Consider the following 16,450-nt stretch of genomic DNA (forward strand, 5'->3'; position numbering starts at 1 on the left):
AATCTCGGCTCGACTATGCGGTGTGGTGCGGGCATTCTCGTGGATGTCCATTCGGTGTCCTTTCCTGGAGTTGAAGTCTCGCAACCTCAATCTCCTCGGTCAGGCCCGAATGGACAACCTATTGAAAGATCACACCTAGTCGCCGACGCGAATCACACGGGACTGGGACGAGCTGCTGAAGTCCTTTTTGGAACTTGCGGAGACCCCTTTGTTGCCCTCGCCGCGTTTCACTTCGCGGACCGTGATGGAGCTCTCGCCGACTCGGTGGAGCACGAATGCCTGGTTGGCGCCGTCGCATTTGACGCGCACAACCGCCGTGCGGCGACCTGCGTCAGCTGCGCGGTCCAGCGCCGCGCGCGTCGCGGCTTCGGTGGCGGCAGAGCAGGTATCGGCGAAGGCAGGAGCGGCGAGGCAAAGAAGCGCTGGAAGGGCTACGAGGCTGCGTTTCATCGGTGGGCTCCCTGGACGGCAACCCGGACACGCTAACCCATACTTTACAATCCCTTAACCGGTTACGCCCCGTGCGGGAGTTCACACGGGCCGAACAAGCCGGACCCGCGAGAAATTCGCGTCCCATGCCGCTCGGCGTCCGCGCCGGAAGAGGTCACCGCGGCGGCGCCTAATTAACGGCGCGCACGGCCCAGGCCGCGAGGCCCGCTAGGATTGCGATCAGGCCGAACCAGCCCCACCAGGGCGCAAAGCGCTCCGGTGCGGGCGGCGGCGCTGGCTCCACGTCGAGGCTTTTCTCGAAACGGTCCATCAACTCCGGCAACCGTTTCAGCCGGTTCGTCACTTCACGGACGTTTTCGGTGATCATCCGCACGGCGCCCTCGGGACCGAAATTTCGGCGCATCCAGCCTTCGATGACGGGCTCGGATGCGTTCCAGATATTGTGCGACGGATCGATCGTACGGGCCACGCCTTCGACCTGCACCATCGTTTTCTGCAGCAGGACGAGCTCAGGCCGCAGCGCCATGCCGAACGTATGCGTGTAATCAAACAGCTGCAATAATACCCGGCCCATTGAGACTTCTTCGGCCGGCCGGCCGAACAGGGGTTCACCGATCGACCGCAGCGCCTGCGCAAAATCGCCGACCGACTGGTTCGGCGGCACATAGCCCGCTTCGAAGTGCACTTCGGCAATGCGCATGTAATCGCGCTTCAGGAAGCCCCACAGGATTTCCGCAAGGAAACGGCGCTCCATCGGACCGATCCGGCCAATGATGCCGAAATCGACGAGCGCGATCCGGCCTTCCGGCGTGAGGATGGCGTTGCCTTCGTGCATGTCGGCATGGAACACGCCGTGTTCGATGGCGCTGGCGAGGAAGCCTTGCGTGATGTCGTTGGCTAACTTTTTCCGGTCAAGCCCCGGGCGGTCAAGAACACCGGGCGCGGTCAACGGCGTACCGTCGATCCAGGAGATCGTGAGCACACGGCGGCCCGTGCGTTCCCAATCGACTTTCGGGATGTCGAAATAGCCTGTCTTCTGGTGGATGGCGTGCATCTCGTCAGCGCCGCCCGCTTCGAGGCGCAGGTCCAGTTCGCGCAGCATGGCGTTCGAGATGGTCTCGGTGAAGGCTACCGGGCGAAGGCGCCGGCTTTCGCTGGAGACGCCTTCGAGGGTGCGCGCGGCGCGCCGCATGGCCGAGAGTTCAAGTTCGAGCTGGCGTTCGATGCCGGGGCGGAGAATCTTCACCGCCCGGTCGCCGTCCGGCAAGGCCATCTGGTGGACCTGCGCCAGCGAGGCGGCAGCGACGGGCTCCGACAAGCCGGGAAACAGGCGCGCAGCCTCTGCGTCGCCGAACTCGGCGACCAGTGCCGCGCGGGCTTCTTTCATGGAAAAGGGCGGAAGCTGGTCTTTCAGGCGCGACAGGTCGCCGGCCACTTCGGAGCCGAAAACGTCCGGCCGCGTGGCTAGAAACTGGCCGAGCTTGATATAGGCGGGCCCGAGCCCTTCCAGCGCGCGCGCAAGTCTCTGGCCGGGCCGACCCTTGGCGCCGCCGCCAATAAGGCGCAGCACGCTGCCCGCGATGCGCGCCGGCAAAGGCAGGCGGGATTGGTACGCACCCGGCAGAACGACATCATGCCGGGCGAGCGCTGTGCCCGCCCGCATGAGGCGCCTGTAGTCGGAGAGCGCCTTCAGCACCTCTAGACCGCCCAGCCGAAATGGAGCGCGGCGATGCCGCCGGAATAATTGGTGACGGAGACTTGCTTGAAACCGGCGTCTTCGATCTCGGCCTTGAACACGGATTGCTCCGGGAACCGGCGGATCGATTCGACAAGGTATTGGTAGCTTTCCCGGTCGCCTGCAACGAGGCTGCCGAGCGGCGGGATCACGGCAAAGCTGTAGCCATCGTAGGCCTGCTGGAAGAGCGGCGCCGTCATGTGGCTGAACTCGAGCACGGCAAGGCGCCCACCGGTCTTCAGCACGCGCCGGAATTCGCGCAGGCCCGCCACACGGTCGGCAAAATTGCGGATGCCGAAGGAAACGGTGACCACATCAAAGCTCTTGTCCGGATAGGGCAGCTTCTGGCCATCCGCGCACACCCAGTCTAGCCGGCCTGCCCATTTGGCATTGTCGGACCGCGCCTTGCCGGCTTCCAGCATGGCATCGTTGATATCGCATACGATGGCGGTCGCCTGACGGGTATCGCCGCGCCGTGCGCCCGCCTTGTCCGCGAGATCCAGGAAAGCCCGCGCCAGCTCCCCGGTGCCGCCGGCGACGTCGAGATGACGTTCGCCCGGCTGCGGGTTCACCTTGTTCATCGCATCATGCTTCCACAGCCTGTGGACGCCGGCGCTCATCAGATCATTCATCAAGTCGTAGCGGGAAGCGACCGAGCGGAACACGCCTTTGACGCGGGCGACCTTCTCGGCCTCCGTCACCTCTTCGAACCCGAAAGAGACTTTGCGCTGTGTTTCGTCCGTTCCAGCCATGCCGAGCCACCTTACATGCCGCCGCCTGCTTAGCGTATATGCGATAAGGATGCCTGAATTACCTGAAGTCGAGACAGTTCGCCGCGGACTTGCCCCCGTCATGGAGGGTAGGCGCATCCTGCGGCTGGAACAGCGGCGAGCGGACCTGCGCTTTCCCCTCCCCGACCGGTTCGCGGAGCGGGTAGCCAATGCGCGGATCGACCGGCTCGCGCGGCAGGCGAAATTCCTGGCGGCGTATCTCTCCACGGGGGAAGTGCTGGTGATGCACCTCGGCATGACCGGGCGCTTCACGATTGCCGGAGGGCAGCCGGGCAGCTTCCATCACACGACCGGCGGCGCACTGGCGCACGACCATGTCGTCTTCCACATGGAAGGCGGCGAGACGGTCACCTACAACGATCCGCGCCGGTTCGGCTTCATGGAACTCTGGCCGGCCGAGCATTTCGGGGCTTATCCAAGGTTAAAGGATCTCGGGCCCGAGCCACTTTCGAACGGATTTTCAGCCGCTTACCTGGACCGGGCACTCGCCGGAAAGGCTGCGCCGATCAAAGCGGCCCTGCTTGACCAGTCGATCATCGCTGGGCTCGGCAACATTTATGTCTGCGAGGCGCTCTACCGGGCGGGCATTTCGCCCAAACGCCTGTCGCGCTCCGTTCCCGGTCAACGCGCCGCGCGGCTCGCTCCGGCCGTCAATGCCATCATCGCCGAGGCTATTGCGGCTGGCGGATCTTCTATTTCGGACTTCGCCGCGACGGACGGTGCGCTCGGCTATTTCCAGCACCGGTTCGACGTCTACGACCGCGAAGGTGAGCCCTGCAAACATTGCGGATCGATCGTGAAGCGGATCGTGCAATCGGGGCGGTCGACCTTCTACTGCCCGGCCTGCCAACGCTGAGGCCGCGTTGTCTGACGGATGCGGCCAATCCTGCTTTGCAGAGTTCGGCTGATTGCTCAGTTTAGCCCGGCGCCTTGTGCGGGGAGCTGGCCTGCGTAAAGGTAAGTTCCGAAAAGAAACGGGAGAAGGCGATGTCACAGAGCGCAGCATTGATCGTGGGGGCCGGCGATGCGACAGGCGGCGCCATCGCCCGGGCATTTGCAAAGGATGGTCTCGTGGCCTGCGTCACGCGCCGCCCGCGCAATCTCGACTCCCTCTCCAGCCTTGTGTCCATGATCGAAGCGCAGGGTGGCAAGGCGCGCGCCTTTGGCGTCGATGCGCGCGAGGAAGACACAACCATTGCACTGGTCGACCAGATCGAGGCCGAGGTCGGCCCGCTTGAAGTCTGCGTGTTCAATATCGGCGCCAATGTCCGCTTTGGCATTACCGAGACAACGGGGCGCGTCTACCAGAAGGTCTGGGAGATGGCGGCTTATTCCGGCTTCCTTGCCGGACGCGAAGCGGCGCGCGTGATGAAACCGCGAGGACGCGGCACGATCCTGTTCACAGGCGCGACGGCAGGTGTCCGCGGCCGGGACGGCTTCTCAGCCTTTGCCGGCGCCAAGCACGCGTTGCGGGCGCTCGCCCAATCCATGGCCCGCGAACTCGGCCCCCAGGGCATCCATGTTGCGCATGTCGTGATCGACGGCGCCATCGACAGCGGGTTCATCCGGGAAAACCTGCCCGATGCAGATGAACGCCGCGCGCGTGACGGTTTGCTCATTCCAGACGAGATCGCGAAGAATTATGTCTGGCTGCACCATCAGCACCGTTCGGCATGGACCCATGAACTGGACCTGCGCCCCTGGTGCGAGATGTGGTAGCGGGCCTTCGGCTCAGCGCAGGCTGCGTAGGAACTTGACCAGCGATTTGAACCAGGCCGGCCGGGAGGCCGGATTGACCTCATAGCCGAACACCTGCTTGCGCAGGCCCGTGGGCAGGTAGCGCAGCAGAGTGAAGCGCGCTGCGCGAACATGGCGGAACAGGCCCGTGCCTTGCGACAGTGTCAATTCCCGGCAGCGGCGCAGAAGATCGGGAATCGTGTCTGTCGGCACCGGATGCAGGTCCGGCGCATACATCAGCGAAATCAGGCGTTCCTTGATGTGGTAAGAGTCCGACTCGCCCAGCGCAGCGCCAACGGGCAGGTTCAACCGCGCGGCATGATCGCGCAGCACGGCATAGCGCGCATGGTCGTGTTCGATCCGCCAGCGAGCCCGCCTCGCCAAGGCTTCGAGGCTGGCGCGGGTGTGTTGCGCGTCATGCAGCCGATAGGCTGATATGACATCCGCTTCGCAACTGACCGCGCCATACAGCGGCGCAGCCACAGCAACGTGTCCGTCGCCGCCATATCGGAAGGCTTCCGCGTCCATCGGCATATATCTTTCCATCCGCACACGGTCGAAAACCATGCCTGACGTGATGGTGCCGTCATACCGTCCGCGCTCGCGCAGTTCGGCCGAAATGTCGCCCTTGGAAAACCCGCGCGGCGGATGGATACCGCCGAGTTCGGCTTTGGGGTTCGTATAGCGCATCGGGTAAAGGTACAGCGAAACGCCCGGCTTGCGGTTGGCGAGGATACGTTTCACTGCGCCCGGCAGGAGAAAGTCGTCCGCATCAAGGAACATCACCAGTTCGCCATGCGCCTGGGCGAAGCCGGCATTGAAGCCCGCGCCCTGCCCGCTGTTGACCGGCAGGAAGACCGGGATCAGCTTGTCCCCGTAAGACTCGATCACTTCACGCGAATTGTCGGTCGAACAATCGTCCACCACGATCAGCTCGATTGCCTCACCCTGAGACAGAACGTTTTCAACTGCAGCAGGAAGGTATCGGGCGTAATTGTAGTTCGTGATGATCACGGACAATGCAGGTGCGGGCGCCTTTCGAGCGGCGTCCGAGGCCGTCGGCGGCGGCAACGTGTCCAAAGTCCTTGCCTCTTGCGTGAGCATTTATCGATAGCAGCAAATATCAGGCCACGCCGAAAACGTCACCCCCCCCGCTGAGCGGGGTGGTTAACGAACGCCGATCAGATCATGCCGCCATCAGTCGGCAGACCGAACAAGACCCGTCCGACAAGCTCCAGCGTCGAGGGCGCCGTTACGATATGTTGCGTGATCGCATGCGCGTCGCGGAACCGCCGCTGGAGGTCACTCGCCTCGAACAGGGCCGCGCCGCCGCCGAGGTCATACATCGTGCGGCAGATATCGGCGCCGGTGCGCGTCAAATGGGTGCAGGCAAGCCGGAGATCGGCGCGAACACTCATGGGAATGTCGTCCGTTTCCTGCGCGATCGACCAGACCCGGTCGATCTCGGAATATAGGTAAGCCCTCGCGGCCCGCCATTGCGCTTCGCACGCGGCGAAGTCCGCCTGCATGGATTGCCGCTCGGAAAGCGTCTTGGACGAGCCCTGGCTCTTCTTGACCGTCGCGAGGGCATGGAACGCGTCGAGCGCCCCGCGCGCATTGCCTAGCGCAACGGCGCAGACGCCCAATGACAACAGCCCGAACGCCGGAAACTTGTAGAGCGCGCCCGCTTCCCGCGGCTTGTCGGATACGAGCGAGACCGAGCGGCCGGCCGGAACCAGGATGTCCTTCACCTCGAAGTCGCCGGACCCGGTGCCCTTCAGCCCCATCACATGCCAGGTGTCGATCAGCGTGGCCTCGGCAGCGGGAAACACCATCATCCGCGTATCCGGCGCGCCGGACGGCAGGCGTTTCATCTCGCCATTCTCCCAGATCGTGCAACTACCGCACAGCCAGGTGCAGTTGGCCGAACCGGAGCCCCACTGCCACCGGCCGCTGACCCGGTAATGATCGCCCTCGGCCACGGCGCGGCCCATGGGCGCAAACACGCCGCCCGTGATCGTCATCGGATTAGCATAAATTTCCGCAGCATACTGCGGCGCCATATAGGCGGCATTGAGCGCTGTCGTGGAGGCAATCATGGCGCACCATCCGGCGCTGGCATTTGCGCGCGCCAGGGTCTCGGTGATCTCGACGATCTCGCGCGGCGTCGATTCCAACCCGCCGAAACGCTTCGGCGTCACCATACGGAACACCCCTGCGGCGGCGAGTTTCTGCGCAAGGTCGGCCGGCAGGCGGCGGGCGTCTTCCATCTCGGCGGCGCGGGCCGCGAGTTCAGCCAGCAGAGGTTGGACGGCAGAGATCGGATCGTTGGACGGGACGGTATCGGGCATGGGCTGACGCTAGCCGCTTTGTCGCCGGGTTCAAGGCTTGAGTTCGCTGTGCAGCCGCGCCGGCGCCGCATGACGCCAAGACATCGCCAGTACCGAGCGCAGCGTGGCGGCGTCGCAGGCCTTGAGATGGATCGAGGTCGCGCCCTTCTCACCCCATTTGTTCGGCACGGGAAAGAAGATCGATGGCTTGACCGAGCAGAGCATCTGCTGTTCGTCCGGCGTCAGGAACACGTTCGCGAATTCGTTGTGTGGTGGCAGCGTGCAGAAAATCTTCCCCTTCAGCGCATCGACGCGGAAACTCGTCCAGTCAAAATGGGGCTTCTCGATCGCCCGGGGCAATGCCAGCGCGGCGGCACGCAGAGTGACGGGCTCGATCACACCATCCTCCTCACAGGGACAGGGCACCCAGGATTGCCGCTGCAAGCAGGGCTGAAAGGATGATGCCGAAATAGACACTGTCCAGCAGGGCGGTTCGCACAATCGAAGCAAACTTCCCGCGCCCGTAGACGACCCGGTTCAGCCGGTAGAGATACCAGTTCGAATAGACCACCAGCGCCAGAACCACCCACCCCATCCCGATCAGCATCGACACCAGAAATCCGGCCGACATGGCAAGAAACAGCGCCGCATGGAAATGCAGCGACACGATCAGATGATCGAAGAACAGGAATTGCCGCCGCCAGAGGTAAACCACACCCAACAGGCAGGCATAGACCGGAAGCAGCACGAACATCATCCGAGGGATCCATTCCTGCGTCTTGGCGGCCAGGCGCATCGGATCTTCCATGACCTCGGCGAAGGAAGCAGCTTCCGGATTGCCACGCTCGCCGGCCTCCCGCATCGCATCAATGGCTTCCTGCGGCACGAAGCCAGCCCATTCTTCCTGCGGCGCACTGTCGGCACTCACATCGCCCGGCGCAGCCGGCGGTTCGGGCACCAGACCCGGGATGCCGCCCTTCCAGGCGGCCTCAACCGCGTCGAGCGCATGCACCTGCTTGAGATATTCTTCTTCGGTGGTCTCTCCGTCCGCGTAGGATTGTTCGATCTCTGCGCGAGCCTCTGCGATGGAACGCCCGCCATCGGTCCGGATGCTGATCCCCTGCCCTGTCACCAAAGGCAACAGGACAAAGAAAACCAGTGACGCGAACACATACAGGCGGAAAGGCGGGATGAACCGGGTGCGCTGGCCATCAAGATAGGCGCGTGTGATCCGGCCCGGATGCAGCATCAAGTCCGGCAGGGTGTGGGCAATCCGGCCATCCAGCGAAAAGAACGTCTCGAGACTTTCGCCAAGCAGCGACCAGAACGGCTTGCGGATGCTGCGTCCGCTCTGGCCGCAATCCTGGCAGAAATCACCCGCAAGCATGGCGCCGCAATTGAGGCAGGTTTCGCCGCCCGGACCCGGCTTTGCCCCCGCAAGACCCGCAACCGAATCGGCCGCCAGATGCTCGAAGGCCCCCTCCGCCGCGCCGCTGAACTCGTCACTCATGCCTGTTCCCCTGAACGCATCCAGACATAGCGCACGTCCGGTTCACGCTCTTCATTCGCTGATCCATCGGTGAACTCAACAACCTTGAACCCAAAGGATTCGTAAAACCGGCGCGCGCGATCATTGCGCTGGAAGGTCCACAACTCAAGTTCGGCGCGGGTTGCCATCGCTTCCTGCAGCAGCCGCCGACCCAAACCTTGGCGCCAGGTGTCCGGCGCGAGGTAGAGATGATCGATCCAGTTACCGCGAAGCGCCATGAACCCGGAAATCATACCATCGATCTTGGCAACCCGGACATCGGTACCGGGCAAGACGACCGTCTCGAAATGGTGCCGCACGTCGCGGGGCGAGTGCACGACCGTCAGCCATGGCATCGCGGCCGCGCGCGCCGCCCTGTGGATCTCAGCAATTTCCGACGCATCTTCCGGCTGCGCCGAACAGATCTCGACGCCGGGCTTCATCTGAAGATCTTCGGCTTGTTGGCCTGGAACCTCGCGCCCGCCTCGCGATAGCGCGGCGCTTTGCCGTCAGGCGCCAACGCATAGGTCTGCTCGCGCAGGTATTCCATCAGGCCACGGCGCTTTCCGGCCATCTCGATGGCCTCAGGCGTCAGGGTTTCGCCGATCTCGACGCGCAGCGTCTTGCCCATACGCCTGCGCACTTCGCGGAAAACCAGCGCAAGCCGGAGTTCCAGCGACAGGTGGGAGGCGATCTGAAACAGGCGCGAGTTCTGGCCATCAAAGAAGACCGGCGTGACGTGCGCACGTGACTGCGTGATCAGTTTCGCCGTAAAGGGCTTCCATTCATCGTCCACCGCCAGCGGATCAAAAGGCCTCGGCGTCGTCGCTACACCGCCGCTTGGAAATACCACAATACACCCGCCGCCTTTCACATGCGCGAGCGCGTCCCGCCGCATGGTCACATTAGCCTCGACGGCTTCGCGCGTTCCGGCAAAGTCTACCGGCAGCAAGTATGGCCGCGCCTCGGGCAAGGCGTCGAGCACGGAATTGGTCAGCACCTTGAAGTCCGTTCGGCGCAGGCTGATCAGCCAGCTGATGATCAGACCATCGAGTACGCCAAAGGGATGGTTTGCGACGACGACCAGAGGACCGTCGCGCGGGATCAGTGCATGTTTGCTGGCGGAGAACTGGACGTCGAGATCCAGTAGCCGGATCGCCGCCTCAAAAAAGGGGACATCGCGCGACAGGTCGGCGCGGTAGTGATCATACAGTTTCTTGATTCTGGGCTGGCCAGACAGGCGCTCAACCGCCTGGACTAGGCGCCGCTTCAGCGGATCGCCGAAATACGCGGCGTAGGACAGCTCCGGGACGTGGTCCACGTTGCTCAAAGCCGCCACATCCGCGCCAGATTGTTCTTCTGCATGTCCGACGAGCCGCCGACGATCGGCATACTGAGCAGTTCGCGAACGTTGCGCTCGATGTCATAGGCATCAGACAGGCCATACGCTCCGATGACCTGCTGGCAGATCAGGCCGATCTCTATGCCTGTATCGGCGACGAACAGTTTTGCCATCGCGGTCTCGGCCGAACAGGGCTTTCCCTCCCCCGCCAGCCAGGCCGCATGGTAGAGCATATGCCGGCAGGCCGCGAGCTTGGTGCGTGCCGTCACCAGCTTATGCGCGACCGCCTGATGCTTGCCGATGGGTTTTCCGAACTGGACACGCTCGCCGGCATATTTCCAGGCTTCTTCCAATGCCGCCCGTGCGATGCCGTAGGCCACAGCCGTGATCTCGATCTTCTCGACGTCCAGGGCGCGTCCCGCCAGCGCTTCCCAACCCTTGTTCCACTTTTCCGGTCCGCCGACGATGGCCGTTTCCGGCAGGCGCACATCGTCCAGGTAGACGTCCATCGAATGGGTGTAGCGCAGGTTCGAATGTTCGATGGGCTGCATCGACACGCCCTTGGCCTTGGTCGGGACCAGCACGAATGTGAGATTGCCGTGCCGGTCGCCCGGTTCGCCCGAGCGACACAGGCAGTAGATATAGTCCGACCAGTCCGCGCCTGTGCACCAGCGCTTCGCGCCGTTGAGGACGAGCTCTCCGTCTTTGCGCACTACCCGCGTCTCGACACTCGGCAGGTCCCCGCCCACGTTCGGTTCAGACAGACCGTAGCAAAGGAACATCTCACCGCGCGCCAGCTTCGGCAGCAGCGCTTCCTTCTGTTCCTTCGATCCGTTCTCGGAGATATTCAGCCCGCCATAGAAGGCCGCATGAATGAACGGCCCGGCCATGCTTGGCCCACCTTGGCAGAGCTCCTCGATGACGGCCGCGGCCGCATAGATATCTTCGCCCTGTCCGCCATATTCTTCGGGGATGGTCAGTCCGATCAGGCCCATCCCGGCGAGTTCGCGGAACAGGATACGGTCCCAGGTGGCGGCCTTGTCCCATTCCCGCCGTTTCTCGCGCGGCATCTTCTCCGCCACCCAGCGCGACAGCTGGCGGCGGATCTCGGTCACGTGTTCAGGCTCGGCGGCAAAGCTGGTGGTCATGGCGGGATTAGAGCCTTCTTTGGCGCGGTACGAAAGGGCCTGGTGTCGCCATCTTCAAGCGCGAAGCACGCAGTCGTCACGATCAGCCGTGCCCATGGGCCGACTCGCCATGCGTGGAGGAATCGAGTCCATTGGTTTCATCTTCGGCACTAACCCTCAGCGCGACGACGCGACGGATCGTCAGAAGGATCCCGGCCGACAGGATCGCCGAATACAAGCAAACACTGACGACGCCGGTCAATTGAGCCAAAAGCTTGTCGGCGAATGTGATGTCACCCAGACCCGGCGCCAACGGACCGAAGGAAGCCAGGAATGGAATCAGCAATGTGCCGAGGATTCCCCCCACTCCGTGAACCGCGAAGACGTCGAGGCTGTCATCGATCTTCCAGCGGCCTCGGACATAGACGACCGCCATGTAGCAGGTACACGCCGCGGCCGCGCCAATCAGCAGCGCTCCGGCAGGACCGACCGAGCCTGCGGCCGGCGTGATGGTCGCAAGTCCGGCGATTGTGCCGGTTGCAATGCCGACAAGGGTCGGCTTGCCATACTTGACCCATTCGATCGCCATCCAGACCAGCGCCGCAGTTGAGGCTGAAAGATGCGTTATCAGCATCGCGTGTCCGGCCGCCGCATTTGCGCCGAGCGCGGAACCTGCGTTGAATCCAAACCAGCCGACCCAGAGCATCCCTGCGCCCAGCATAACGAAAGCCGGATTGTGCGGCGGGCGCAATTCGGCTGGAAAGATAGCACGCTTACCCATCAGCAGTACGAAGACGAGTGAACTCACTCCGGCCGTCGCGTGCACAACCAGACCTCCGGCAAAATCGCTCACGCCCAATTCGGCCAGCCAACCACCACCCCAGACCCAGTGGGCGACTGGCGCATAGACGAGGAGAAGCCAGAGGCCGCTGAAGGCCAGGACGGCCGCAAAGTTCACGCGTTCTGCATAAGCCCCCACTATCAAGGCTGGCGTGATGATCGCAAAGGTCATCTGGAACATCACGAAGACCGTCTCGGGTATCGTTCCGACAGTGGCACCAGGCGCAATTCCGGCAAGGAACGCTTTGCTGAACCCGCCCCAGATCTGGCCCGCGCCTGCCGCCGGCCCGTTTCCGTCACCGAACGCAATCGAATAACCGGCAACGAACCAGAGAACCGACATCAGGCAGGCAATCGCCAGACACTGCGACAAGACCGACAGCAGGTTTTTCCATTGGACCAGGCCGCCATAGAAGAGCGCCAGGCCGGGCAACGTCATGAACAGCACCAGCGCGGTCGAAGTGAGGATCCAGGCCGTGTCACCCGTGTCTGCCCAAGCGGCGCCAGCGCCGGACAGCATCATCGCGAGCATGATCGCCGCGCGCGCCAGACCGGCACGGGAAGCTGGTTTGGTATTCATCATCGGAGCCCTCCCAAAGCGTCCTGCTGCAGCGCTATTCCCGAACGCGGGCGTTGTGACCGCCCGCTATTGAGTCCGCCTGCACTCTGGTTGGACTGACCAAAATTTCGACGCGCGGGCAAGCACACATTTGTGCTCGCGCACCGTGCCGCTACGGAAGGCGGGACGCCGTTCCGATTTCTTCGATCAAATAGGGCGTCGACTGGTAAACTTGGTTGATCCAGTTGCCGAACAGGAGATGCGCGTGGCTACGCCAGCGGTTGAGAGGCGGGCGCGACGGGTCATCGCCCGGGAAATAATTATGAGGCACAGTGATCGGAATGTTCTGCGCCCGGTCACGCTCGAACTCTTCCTTCAGCGAGAAGGAATCGTATTCAACATGGTTGAACATGAACAGGCTGCGCCGGCCGGCATCCTGCAGGAGGCACGGCCCCGTCTTCTCGCAATCGACCAGCAGGTCGAGCGACGGGCGCGCCAGCACGTCTTCGCGTTTCACCTCGGTCCAGCGCGAAACGGGGATCAGGAAATCATCGGAAAAACCGGAAAGGTAAGGCGACGCCGGGGCCAGGTTGCGCTGGCGGAATACGCCGAACGCCTTCTCCGCGAGCTGGTATTTCGGCAAGCCATGGAAGTGGTATGCCGCGGCCATCGCCCCCCAGCAGATGTAGAACGGCGAATGCACATGCGTGCCCGTCCAATCGAAGATCTGCCGCAGCTCGTCCCAGTAGGTCACTTCTTCGAAGGGCATCTGTTCCACCGGCGCACCAGTCACGATGAAGCCGTCAAACTTCCGCTCACGGATCTCTTCCCAGGTCTGATAGAAGCTGATCAGGTGTTCCGCAGACGTGTTCTTCGGCTGGTGCCCGCCCACCCGCACAAGCGTGAGCTCGACCTGCAAGGGCGAGGCCCCGATTAGACGGGCAATCTGCGTCTCGGTACGGATCTTGTTGGGCATCAGGTTGAGCAGCGCGATCTGGAGCGGGCGGATATCCTGCCGGATGGCATCGGAATCACGCATCACCGCCACGCCCTCTTTCAGCAGCGTTTCCGCAGCCGGAAGCGAATCGGGAATCTTGATCGGCATGACAAACTCGTCCTCATCGGCCCGCTTCAGAGGACAAACAGCCGCTATGGAGGGTGAAAGGCGGGAGCTTTTCCCCGCGTCTCGGCCCTTTAGCGACTTGTTTAACGTGGCTGCAAGCCGGCCGGCCAAATCACCACGAAGGCGCATTTAGCGCGGGCCGGGTGGCGCGGCAAGTCCTGGCGTGACGGCGGCTCGCCCGCAAAGATAGCCTGAAATTGCGAACCCACCCGCGATCACCGTATGGAACATCAGCATTACCGGCGCCTGGGCATTGCCGGCAACTGATATTGCCGCCAAGCTGGCCGCCCCCGTCGCCGTCGACAAAGCATACAGGCTTCGTCGCATGCCCCCCGGGCTGAAGCGCACGGCGCAGGCCGCGACAAACCCGCCAAACAGGATGGCCGCATACATCAGATCCGCCGGATCCCCTTCATCGCCCACAATGCCGACCGCAAGCGCCGACCATATTACGGCGAGGCCCGTGAGCAGAGCCAGCGCAAAGCCAGCCCTGTAGGACCAACTGTTCGAAGCCCTGAGGCCCATTACGAATACGCCGCCGAACGCAGTTATCAATCCGCCAGCGACCAGGAAATCCACCAAGCCCCAGCTCATCGGTCACCCACCGGTCAGTTTCGGCGCGCGCTTTTCCTTAAATGCGGCCACGGCCTCACGCCGGTCGCCCAGATAGTTTGACACGCTCTCCCAGCCGATACTGGCATCCATCAGCTGGGCCGCAAGCGCCCGCAGCGGGATGTTCGCTGTCGTCTTGGTCCAACGCACCGCCCATTTCGGGTTGGCAAGGATCTTGCCGGCAATCTCATCGACTTTCGCGTCGAGATCTGATCCGGGTACGGCATAATTAATCAAGCCGAGACGCTGGGCTTCCGGCGCGCTGAGCAGGTCGCCGGTCATCAACAGCTCCTTGGCCTTGGCGAAGCCGATTAGCTGCGGCCAGATCAGCGCGCCGCCATCGCCCGCCACCAGCCCAACCTTCACATGTGGATCGCCGATCTTCGCTGTCTCGTCGGCAATGATTACATCGCAGAGCAGCGCAATCGTCGCACCGAGGCCGGCCGCCGCACCGTTCATCCGGCAGACGATCGGCTTCTCCATCTGCAACAGGGTGACCACGATCTGCTTGGCGTCCCATCCGATCGCGCGGAAGCGCTCCGGATGCGCGATCTGTTCCTCGAACCAGTCGAAGTCCCCGCCTGCACAAAAGGCCCTGCCCTTGCCGGAGAGGATGATGAGGTCGCTTTCACTGTCCCGCTGAAGACAATTGAAGATCAGGGCGAGTTCCGTATGCATCTGTTCGTCGACGCCGTTCACCGGATGGGACGATGTGATGAAGGCCGACAGCACACGGCCTTTCCGCTCGAACGTGAACCGCTCCCATTTGTCTTTCGTGATGTCGTAGTTCGCGCTCATGCTATCCTCCGGCGTTCTTGGACCAGACTAACTGTGTCGGCGCCAATGTCACGGGGGATGACCGCGACTTGCCGCCGGGCTAGAAGACGTAGTCCAACAGAGAGCGCCTATGATCAGAGACACCCTCTTCCTCCTGCCGCCCGGTTTCGAAGCCAATGGCCGGCGTGAATTCTGCCCCGAATGTGCCGAGATCTGGGGCGTGCTGTCCTGGTTTCCCGCCCTCAAGGAGACGCTGGACATCGTCTATGTCGGCATCGACCATCCCCGCGGGCCCATCTCGGCCCTTCTGGGTGAGGGGCGCCACAATGCGCCGACCCTCGTGTTGCACCCCGCCAGCCCGCGCGGGCCCGGCCTGGACTATGCCGAAGCGGGCGGCCGCGCCTACCTGCCGTCCGCCCGCCTGATTGCCCGTCATTTCGCCGCCGTCCACGGAACGCCTGTGCCGCGCGGGCATTGATGCCCCCTTGCCTCCCGCTGCGTCAGGCCGTCCAACTCACGCCCGATAACACTGAGGAAGAACGACATGCCCGCAGCGCCGATCAGAACCCGCATCACCGACATGCTCGGCATCGACAAGCCGATCATCCAGGCCGCTATGGGATGGATCGCCCGCTCGCAGCTGTCCTCCGCCGTCTCGAATGCCGGCGGCATGGGCATCATCGAAACCTCTTCGGGTGAACTCGACGCCATTCGCGAAGAGATCAAGAAGATGAAGACCCTCACCGACAAGCCCTTCGGTGTGAACGTCGCGCAGGCCTTTGTGCGCGATCCGGGCATCATCCCCTTCATCATCGACCAGGGCATCCGCTTCGTGACCACCTCGGCCGGCGACCCGATGAAATACACCGCCGCGCTGAAGGAAGCGGGCCTCACCGTCTTCCACGTCGTCCCCTCCCTCGCCGGCGCCTTGCGCGCCATCGAGGCGGGCGTTGACGGCCTGATCGTGGAAGGCGGCGAAGGCGGCGGCTTCAAGAATCCCAAGGACGTGGCCTCGATGGTCCTCATCCCGCAGGTCTGCGAACAGGTCTCCGTGCCGGTCGTCGCGGCCGGCGGCATCATGGATGGGCGCACTATGGCCGCAGCCTTTGCCCTCGGCGCCGAAGGCGTATTGATGGGCACCCGCATCCTCTCGTCCGCCGAAAGCCCGGTCCACCCGAACTGGAAGGAGGCCATCATGGGCGCCGATTCCACCGACACCGTCTTCCTCAACCGGTCCGGCCCCGGCCCGGCCCTGCGCGCGCTGCGGACCGAGCGCACCACGCGTCTTGAAAAAGAAGGCAGCCCAAACATCTTCGGCGAGTTTGCCGGCACTCAGGAAGTCTATTTCGGCGGCAATCTTGAAGCGGGCATCGCCCTCACCGGCCAGGTCGCCGGACGGATCCACGCGGTGAAGCCGGTCGCGCAGATTTTCGAGGAGACGCTGGAGGAATATCACCGCGTCGTGGCGCGCCTGCCGGCCTGAGCCGACTCTGCCGACC

18 protein-coding genes and 1 riboswitch are annotated in these 16,450 nt (G+C 63.2%); of the genes, 4 read left to right on the forward strand and 14 right to left on the reverse strand.

The window, feature by feature from the left end; genetic code table 11:
- Positions 1 to 135: 135 nt before the first annotated feature.
- The 3 genes from GC148_RS11490 to GC148_RS11500 all read right to left on the reverse strand — a co-directional run bounded on the left by GC148_RS11490 (position 136) and on the right by GC148_RS11500 (position 2,937).
- Positions 136 to 450: a hypothetical protein gene (locus GC148_RS11490; protein ID WP_291070898.1), complete on the reverse strand. Its 315-nt coding sequence runs from the start codon at positions 448 to 450 to the stop codon at positions 136 to 138.
- A gap of 169 nt (positions 451 to 619) precedes the next feature.
- Positions 620 to 2,146: an AarF/UbiB family protein gene (locus GC148_RS11495; protein WP_291070899.1), complete on the reverse strand. Its 1,527-nt coding sequence runs from the start codon at positions 2,144 to 2,146 to the stop codon at positions 620 to 622.
- A gap of 2 nt (positions 2,147 to 2,148) precedes the next feature.
- Positions 2,149 to 2,937, reverse strand: a complete 789-nt coding sequence (locus GC148_RS11500) for a class I SAM-dependent methyltransferase (RefSeq protein WP_291070900.1) — start codon at positions 2,935 to 2,937, stop codon at positions 2,149 to 2,151.
- A 49-nt stretch (positions 2,938 to 2,986) separates the two neighbouring features.
- Here GC148_RS11500 and mutM point away from each other — a divergent pair, with 49 nt between their 5' ends.
- Positions 2,987 to 3,832: a bifunctional DNA-formamidopyrimidine glycosylase/DNA-(apurinic or apyrimidinic site) lyase gene (gene mutM, locus GC148_RS11505; protein ID WP_291070901.1), complete on the forward strand. Its 846-nt coding sequence runs from the start codon at positions 2,987 to 2,989 to the stop codon at positions 3,830 to 3,832.
- Positions 3,833 to 3,963: 131 nt separating this feature from the next.
- Positions 3,964 to 4,695, forward strand: a complete 732-nt coding sequence (locus GC148_RS11510) for an SDR family oxidoreductase (protein ID WP_291070902.1) — start codon at positions 3,964 to 3,966, stop codon at positions 4,693 to 4,695.
- 12 nt (positions 4,696 to 4,707) lie between these two features.
- Here GC148_RS11510 and GC148_RS11515 read toward each other — a convergent pair whose 3' ends face one another.
- From GC148_RS11515 to GC148_RS11565, 11 genes are all read right to left on the reverse strand, one after another.
- Complete coding sequence (locus tag GC148_RS11515; protein WP_291070903.1) at positions 4,708 to 5,793, reverse strand: glycosyltransferase family 2 protein; 1,086 nt, start codon at positions 5,791 to 5,793, stop codon at positions 4,708 to 4,710.
- A gap of 101 nt (positions 5,794 to 5,894) precedes the next feature.
- Positions 5,895 to 7,064, reverse strand: coding sequence for an acyl-CoA dehydrogenase family protein (locus GC148_RS11520; RefSeq protein ID WP_291070904.1), 1,170 nt, complete (start codon positions 7,062 to 7,064; stop codon positions 5,895 to 5,897).
- 30 nt (positions 7,065 to 7,094) lie between these two features.
- Positions 7,095 to 7,442 carry an MmcQ/YjbR family DNA-binding protein gene (locus GC148_RS11525; protein ID WP_291070905.1) on the reverse strand — a complete coding sequence of 116 codons (348 nt, stop codon included), beginning with the start codon at positions 7,440 to 7,442 and terminating at the stop codon, positions 7,095 to 7,097.
- A 10-nt stretch (positions 7,443 to 7,452) separates the two neighbouring features.
- On the reverse strand, positions 7,453 to 8,553 hold the full coding sequence (locus GC148_RS11530) for a DUF3667 domain-containing protein (RefSeq protein WP_291070906.1): 1,101 nt from the start codon (positions 8,551 to 8,553) through the stop codon (positions 7,453 to 7,455).
- A complete protein-coding gene (locus tag GC148_RS11535; RefSeq protein ID WP_291070907.1) occupies positions 8,550 to 9,014 on the reverse strand; it encodes a GNAT family N-acetyltransferase in 465 nt (154 codons plus the stop codon). The genes GC148_RS11530 and GC148_RS11535 overlap by 4 nt, the downstream gene beginning before the upstream one ends.
- The gene (locus GC148_RS11540) at positions 9,011 to 9,892 is read right to left on the reverse strand and encodes a lysophospholipid acyltransferase family protein (RefSeq protein ID WP_291070908.1); all 882 of its coding nucleotides are present in this window, start codon (positions 9,890 to 9,892) and stop codon (positions 9,011 to 9,013) included. Before GC148_RS11540 ends, GC148_RS11535 begins: the two co-directional genes overlap by 4 nt.
- 5 nt (positions 9,893 to 9,897) lie before the next feature.
- Positions 9,898 to 11,061: an acyl-CoA dehydrogenase family protein gene (locus GC148_RS11545; RefSeq protein WP_291070909.1), complete on the reverse strand. Its 1,164-nt coding sequence runs from the start codon at positions 11,059 to 11,061 to the stop codon at positions 9,898 to 9,900.
- A gap of 82 nt (positions 11,062 to 11,143) precedes the next feature.
- Positions 11,144 to 12,463 carry an ammonium transporter gene (locus GC148_RS11550; RefSeq protein WP_291070910.1) on the reverse strand — a complete coding sequence of 440 codons (1,320 nt, stop codon included), beginning with the start codon at positions 12,461 to 12,463 and terminating at the stop codon, positions 11,144 to 11,146.
- Positions 12,464 to 12,611: 148 nt separating this feature from the next.
- Entirely contained in the window at positions 12,612 to 13,544 is a 933-nt protein-coding gene (metA, locus tag GC148_RS11555; RefSeq protein WP_291070911.1) for a homoserine O-succinyltransferase, read from the reverse strand.
- 69 nt (positions 13,545 to 13,613) lie between these two features.
- Positions 13,614 to 13,691: riboswitch (SAM riboswitch) on the reverse strand.
- Positions 13,692 to 14,156, reverse strand: a complete 465-nt coding sequence (locus GC148_RS11560; protein ID WP_291070912.1) for a hypothetical protein — start codon at positions 14,154 to 14,156, stop codon at positions 13,692 to 13,694.
- Between the two features lie 3 nt (positions 14,157 to 14,159).
- Entirely contained in the window at positions 14,160 to 14,972 is an 813-nt protein-coding gene (locus GC148_RS11565) for an enoyl-CoA hydratase-related protein (protein ID WP_291070913.1), read from the reverse strand.
- A 109-nt stretch (positions 14,973 to 15,081) separates the two neighbouring features.
- Here GC148_RS11565 and GC148_RS11570 point away from each other — a divergent pair, with 109 nt between their 5' ends.
- Both GC148_RS11570 and GC148_RS11575 read left to right on the forward strand, forming a co-directional pair.
- On the forward strand, positions 15,082 to 15,429 hold the full coding sequence (locus GC148_RS11570; protein WP_291070914.1) for a DUF3088 family protein: 348 nt from the start codon (positions 15,082 to 15,084) through the stop codon (positions 15,427 to 15,429).
- 66 nt (positions 15,430 to 15,495) lie between these two features.
- Positions 15,496 to 16,434: a nitronate monooxygenase gene (locus GC148_RS11575; RefSeq protein WP_291070915.1), complete on the forward strand. Its 939-nt coding sequence runs from the start codon at positions 15,496 to 15,498 to the stop codon at positions 16,432 to 16,434.
- The last annotated feature ends 16 nt before the right edge of the window (positions 16,435 to 16,450 follow it).

This window comes from Hyphomonas sp., from assembly GCF_016125515.1.
Taxonomy (GTDB): domain Bacteria; phylum Pseudomonadota; class Alphaproteobacteria; order Caulobacterales; family Hyphomonadaceae; genus Hyphomonas.

Bases quoted from the DNA above. Each gene is read 5' to 3' on its own strand.
- GC148_RS11570 (WP_291070914.1), top strand. From the start codon at position 15,082: ATGATCAGAGACACCCTCTTCCTCCTGCCGCCCGGTTTCGAAGCCAAT.
- GC148_RS11535 (WP_291070907.1), bottom strand. From the start codon at position 9,014: ATGAAGCCCGGCGTCGAGATCTGTTCGGCGCAGCCGGAAGATGCGTCG.
- GC148_RS11575 (WP_291070915.1), top strand. From the start codon at position 15,496: ATGCCCGCAGCGCCGATCAGAACCCGCATCACCGACATGCTCGGCATC.
- GC148_RS11565 (WP_291070913.1), bottom strand. From the start codon at position 14,972: ATGAGCGCGAACTACGACATCACGAAAGACAAATGGGAGCGGTTCACG.
- GC148_RS11490 (WP_291070898.1), bottom strand. From the start codon at position 450: ATGAAACGCAGCCTCGTAGCCCTTCCAGCGCTTCTTTGCCTCGCCGCT.
- GC148_RS11560 (WP_291070912.1), bottom strand. From the start codon at position 14,156: ATGAGCTGGGGCTTGGTGGATTTCCTGGTCGCTGGCGGATTGATAACT.
- GC148_RS11510 (WP_291070902.1), top strand. From the start codon at position 3,964: ATGTCACAGAGCGCAGCATTGATCGTGGGGGCCGGCGATGCGACAGGC.
- metA (WP_291070911.1), bottom strand. From the start codon at position 13,544: ATGCCGATCAAGATTCCCGATTCGCTTCCGGCTGCGGAAACGCTGCTG.
- mutM (WP_291070901.1), top strand. From the start codon at position 2,987: ATGCCTGAATTACCTGAAGTCGAGACAGTTCGCCGCGGACTTGCCCCC.
- GC148_RS11530 (WP_291070906.1), bottom strand. From the start codon at position 8,553: ATGAGTGACGAGTTCAGCGGCGCGGCGGAGGGGGCCTTCGAGCATCTG.
- GC148_RS11520 (WP_291070904.1), bottom strand. From the start codon at position 7,064: ATGCCCGATACCGTCCCGTCCAACGATCCGATCTCTGCCGTCCAACCT.
- GC148_RS11550 (WP_291070910.1), bottom strand. From the start codon at position 12,463: ATGATGAATACCAAACCAGCTTCCCGTGCCGGTCTGGCGCGCGCGGCG.
- GC148_RS11545 (WP_291070909.1), bottom strand. From the start codon at position 11,061: ATGACCACCAGCTTTGCCGCCGAGCCTGAACACGTGACCGAGATCCGC.
- GC148_RS11500 (WP_291070900.1), bottom strand. From the start codon at position 2,937: ATGGCTGGAACGGACGAAACACAGCGCAAAGTCTCTTTCGGGTTCGAA.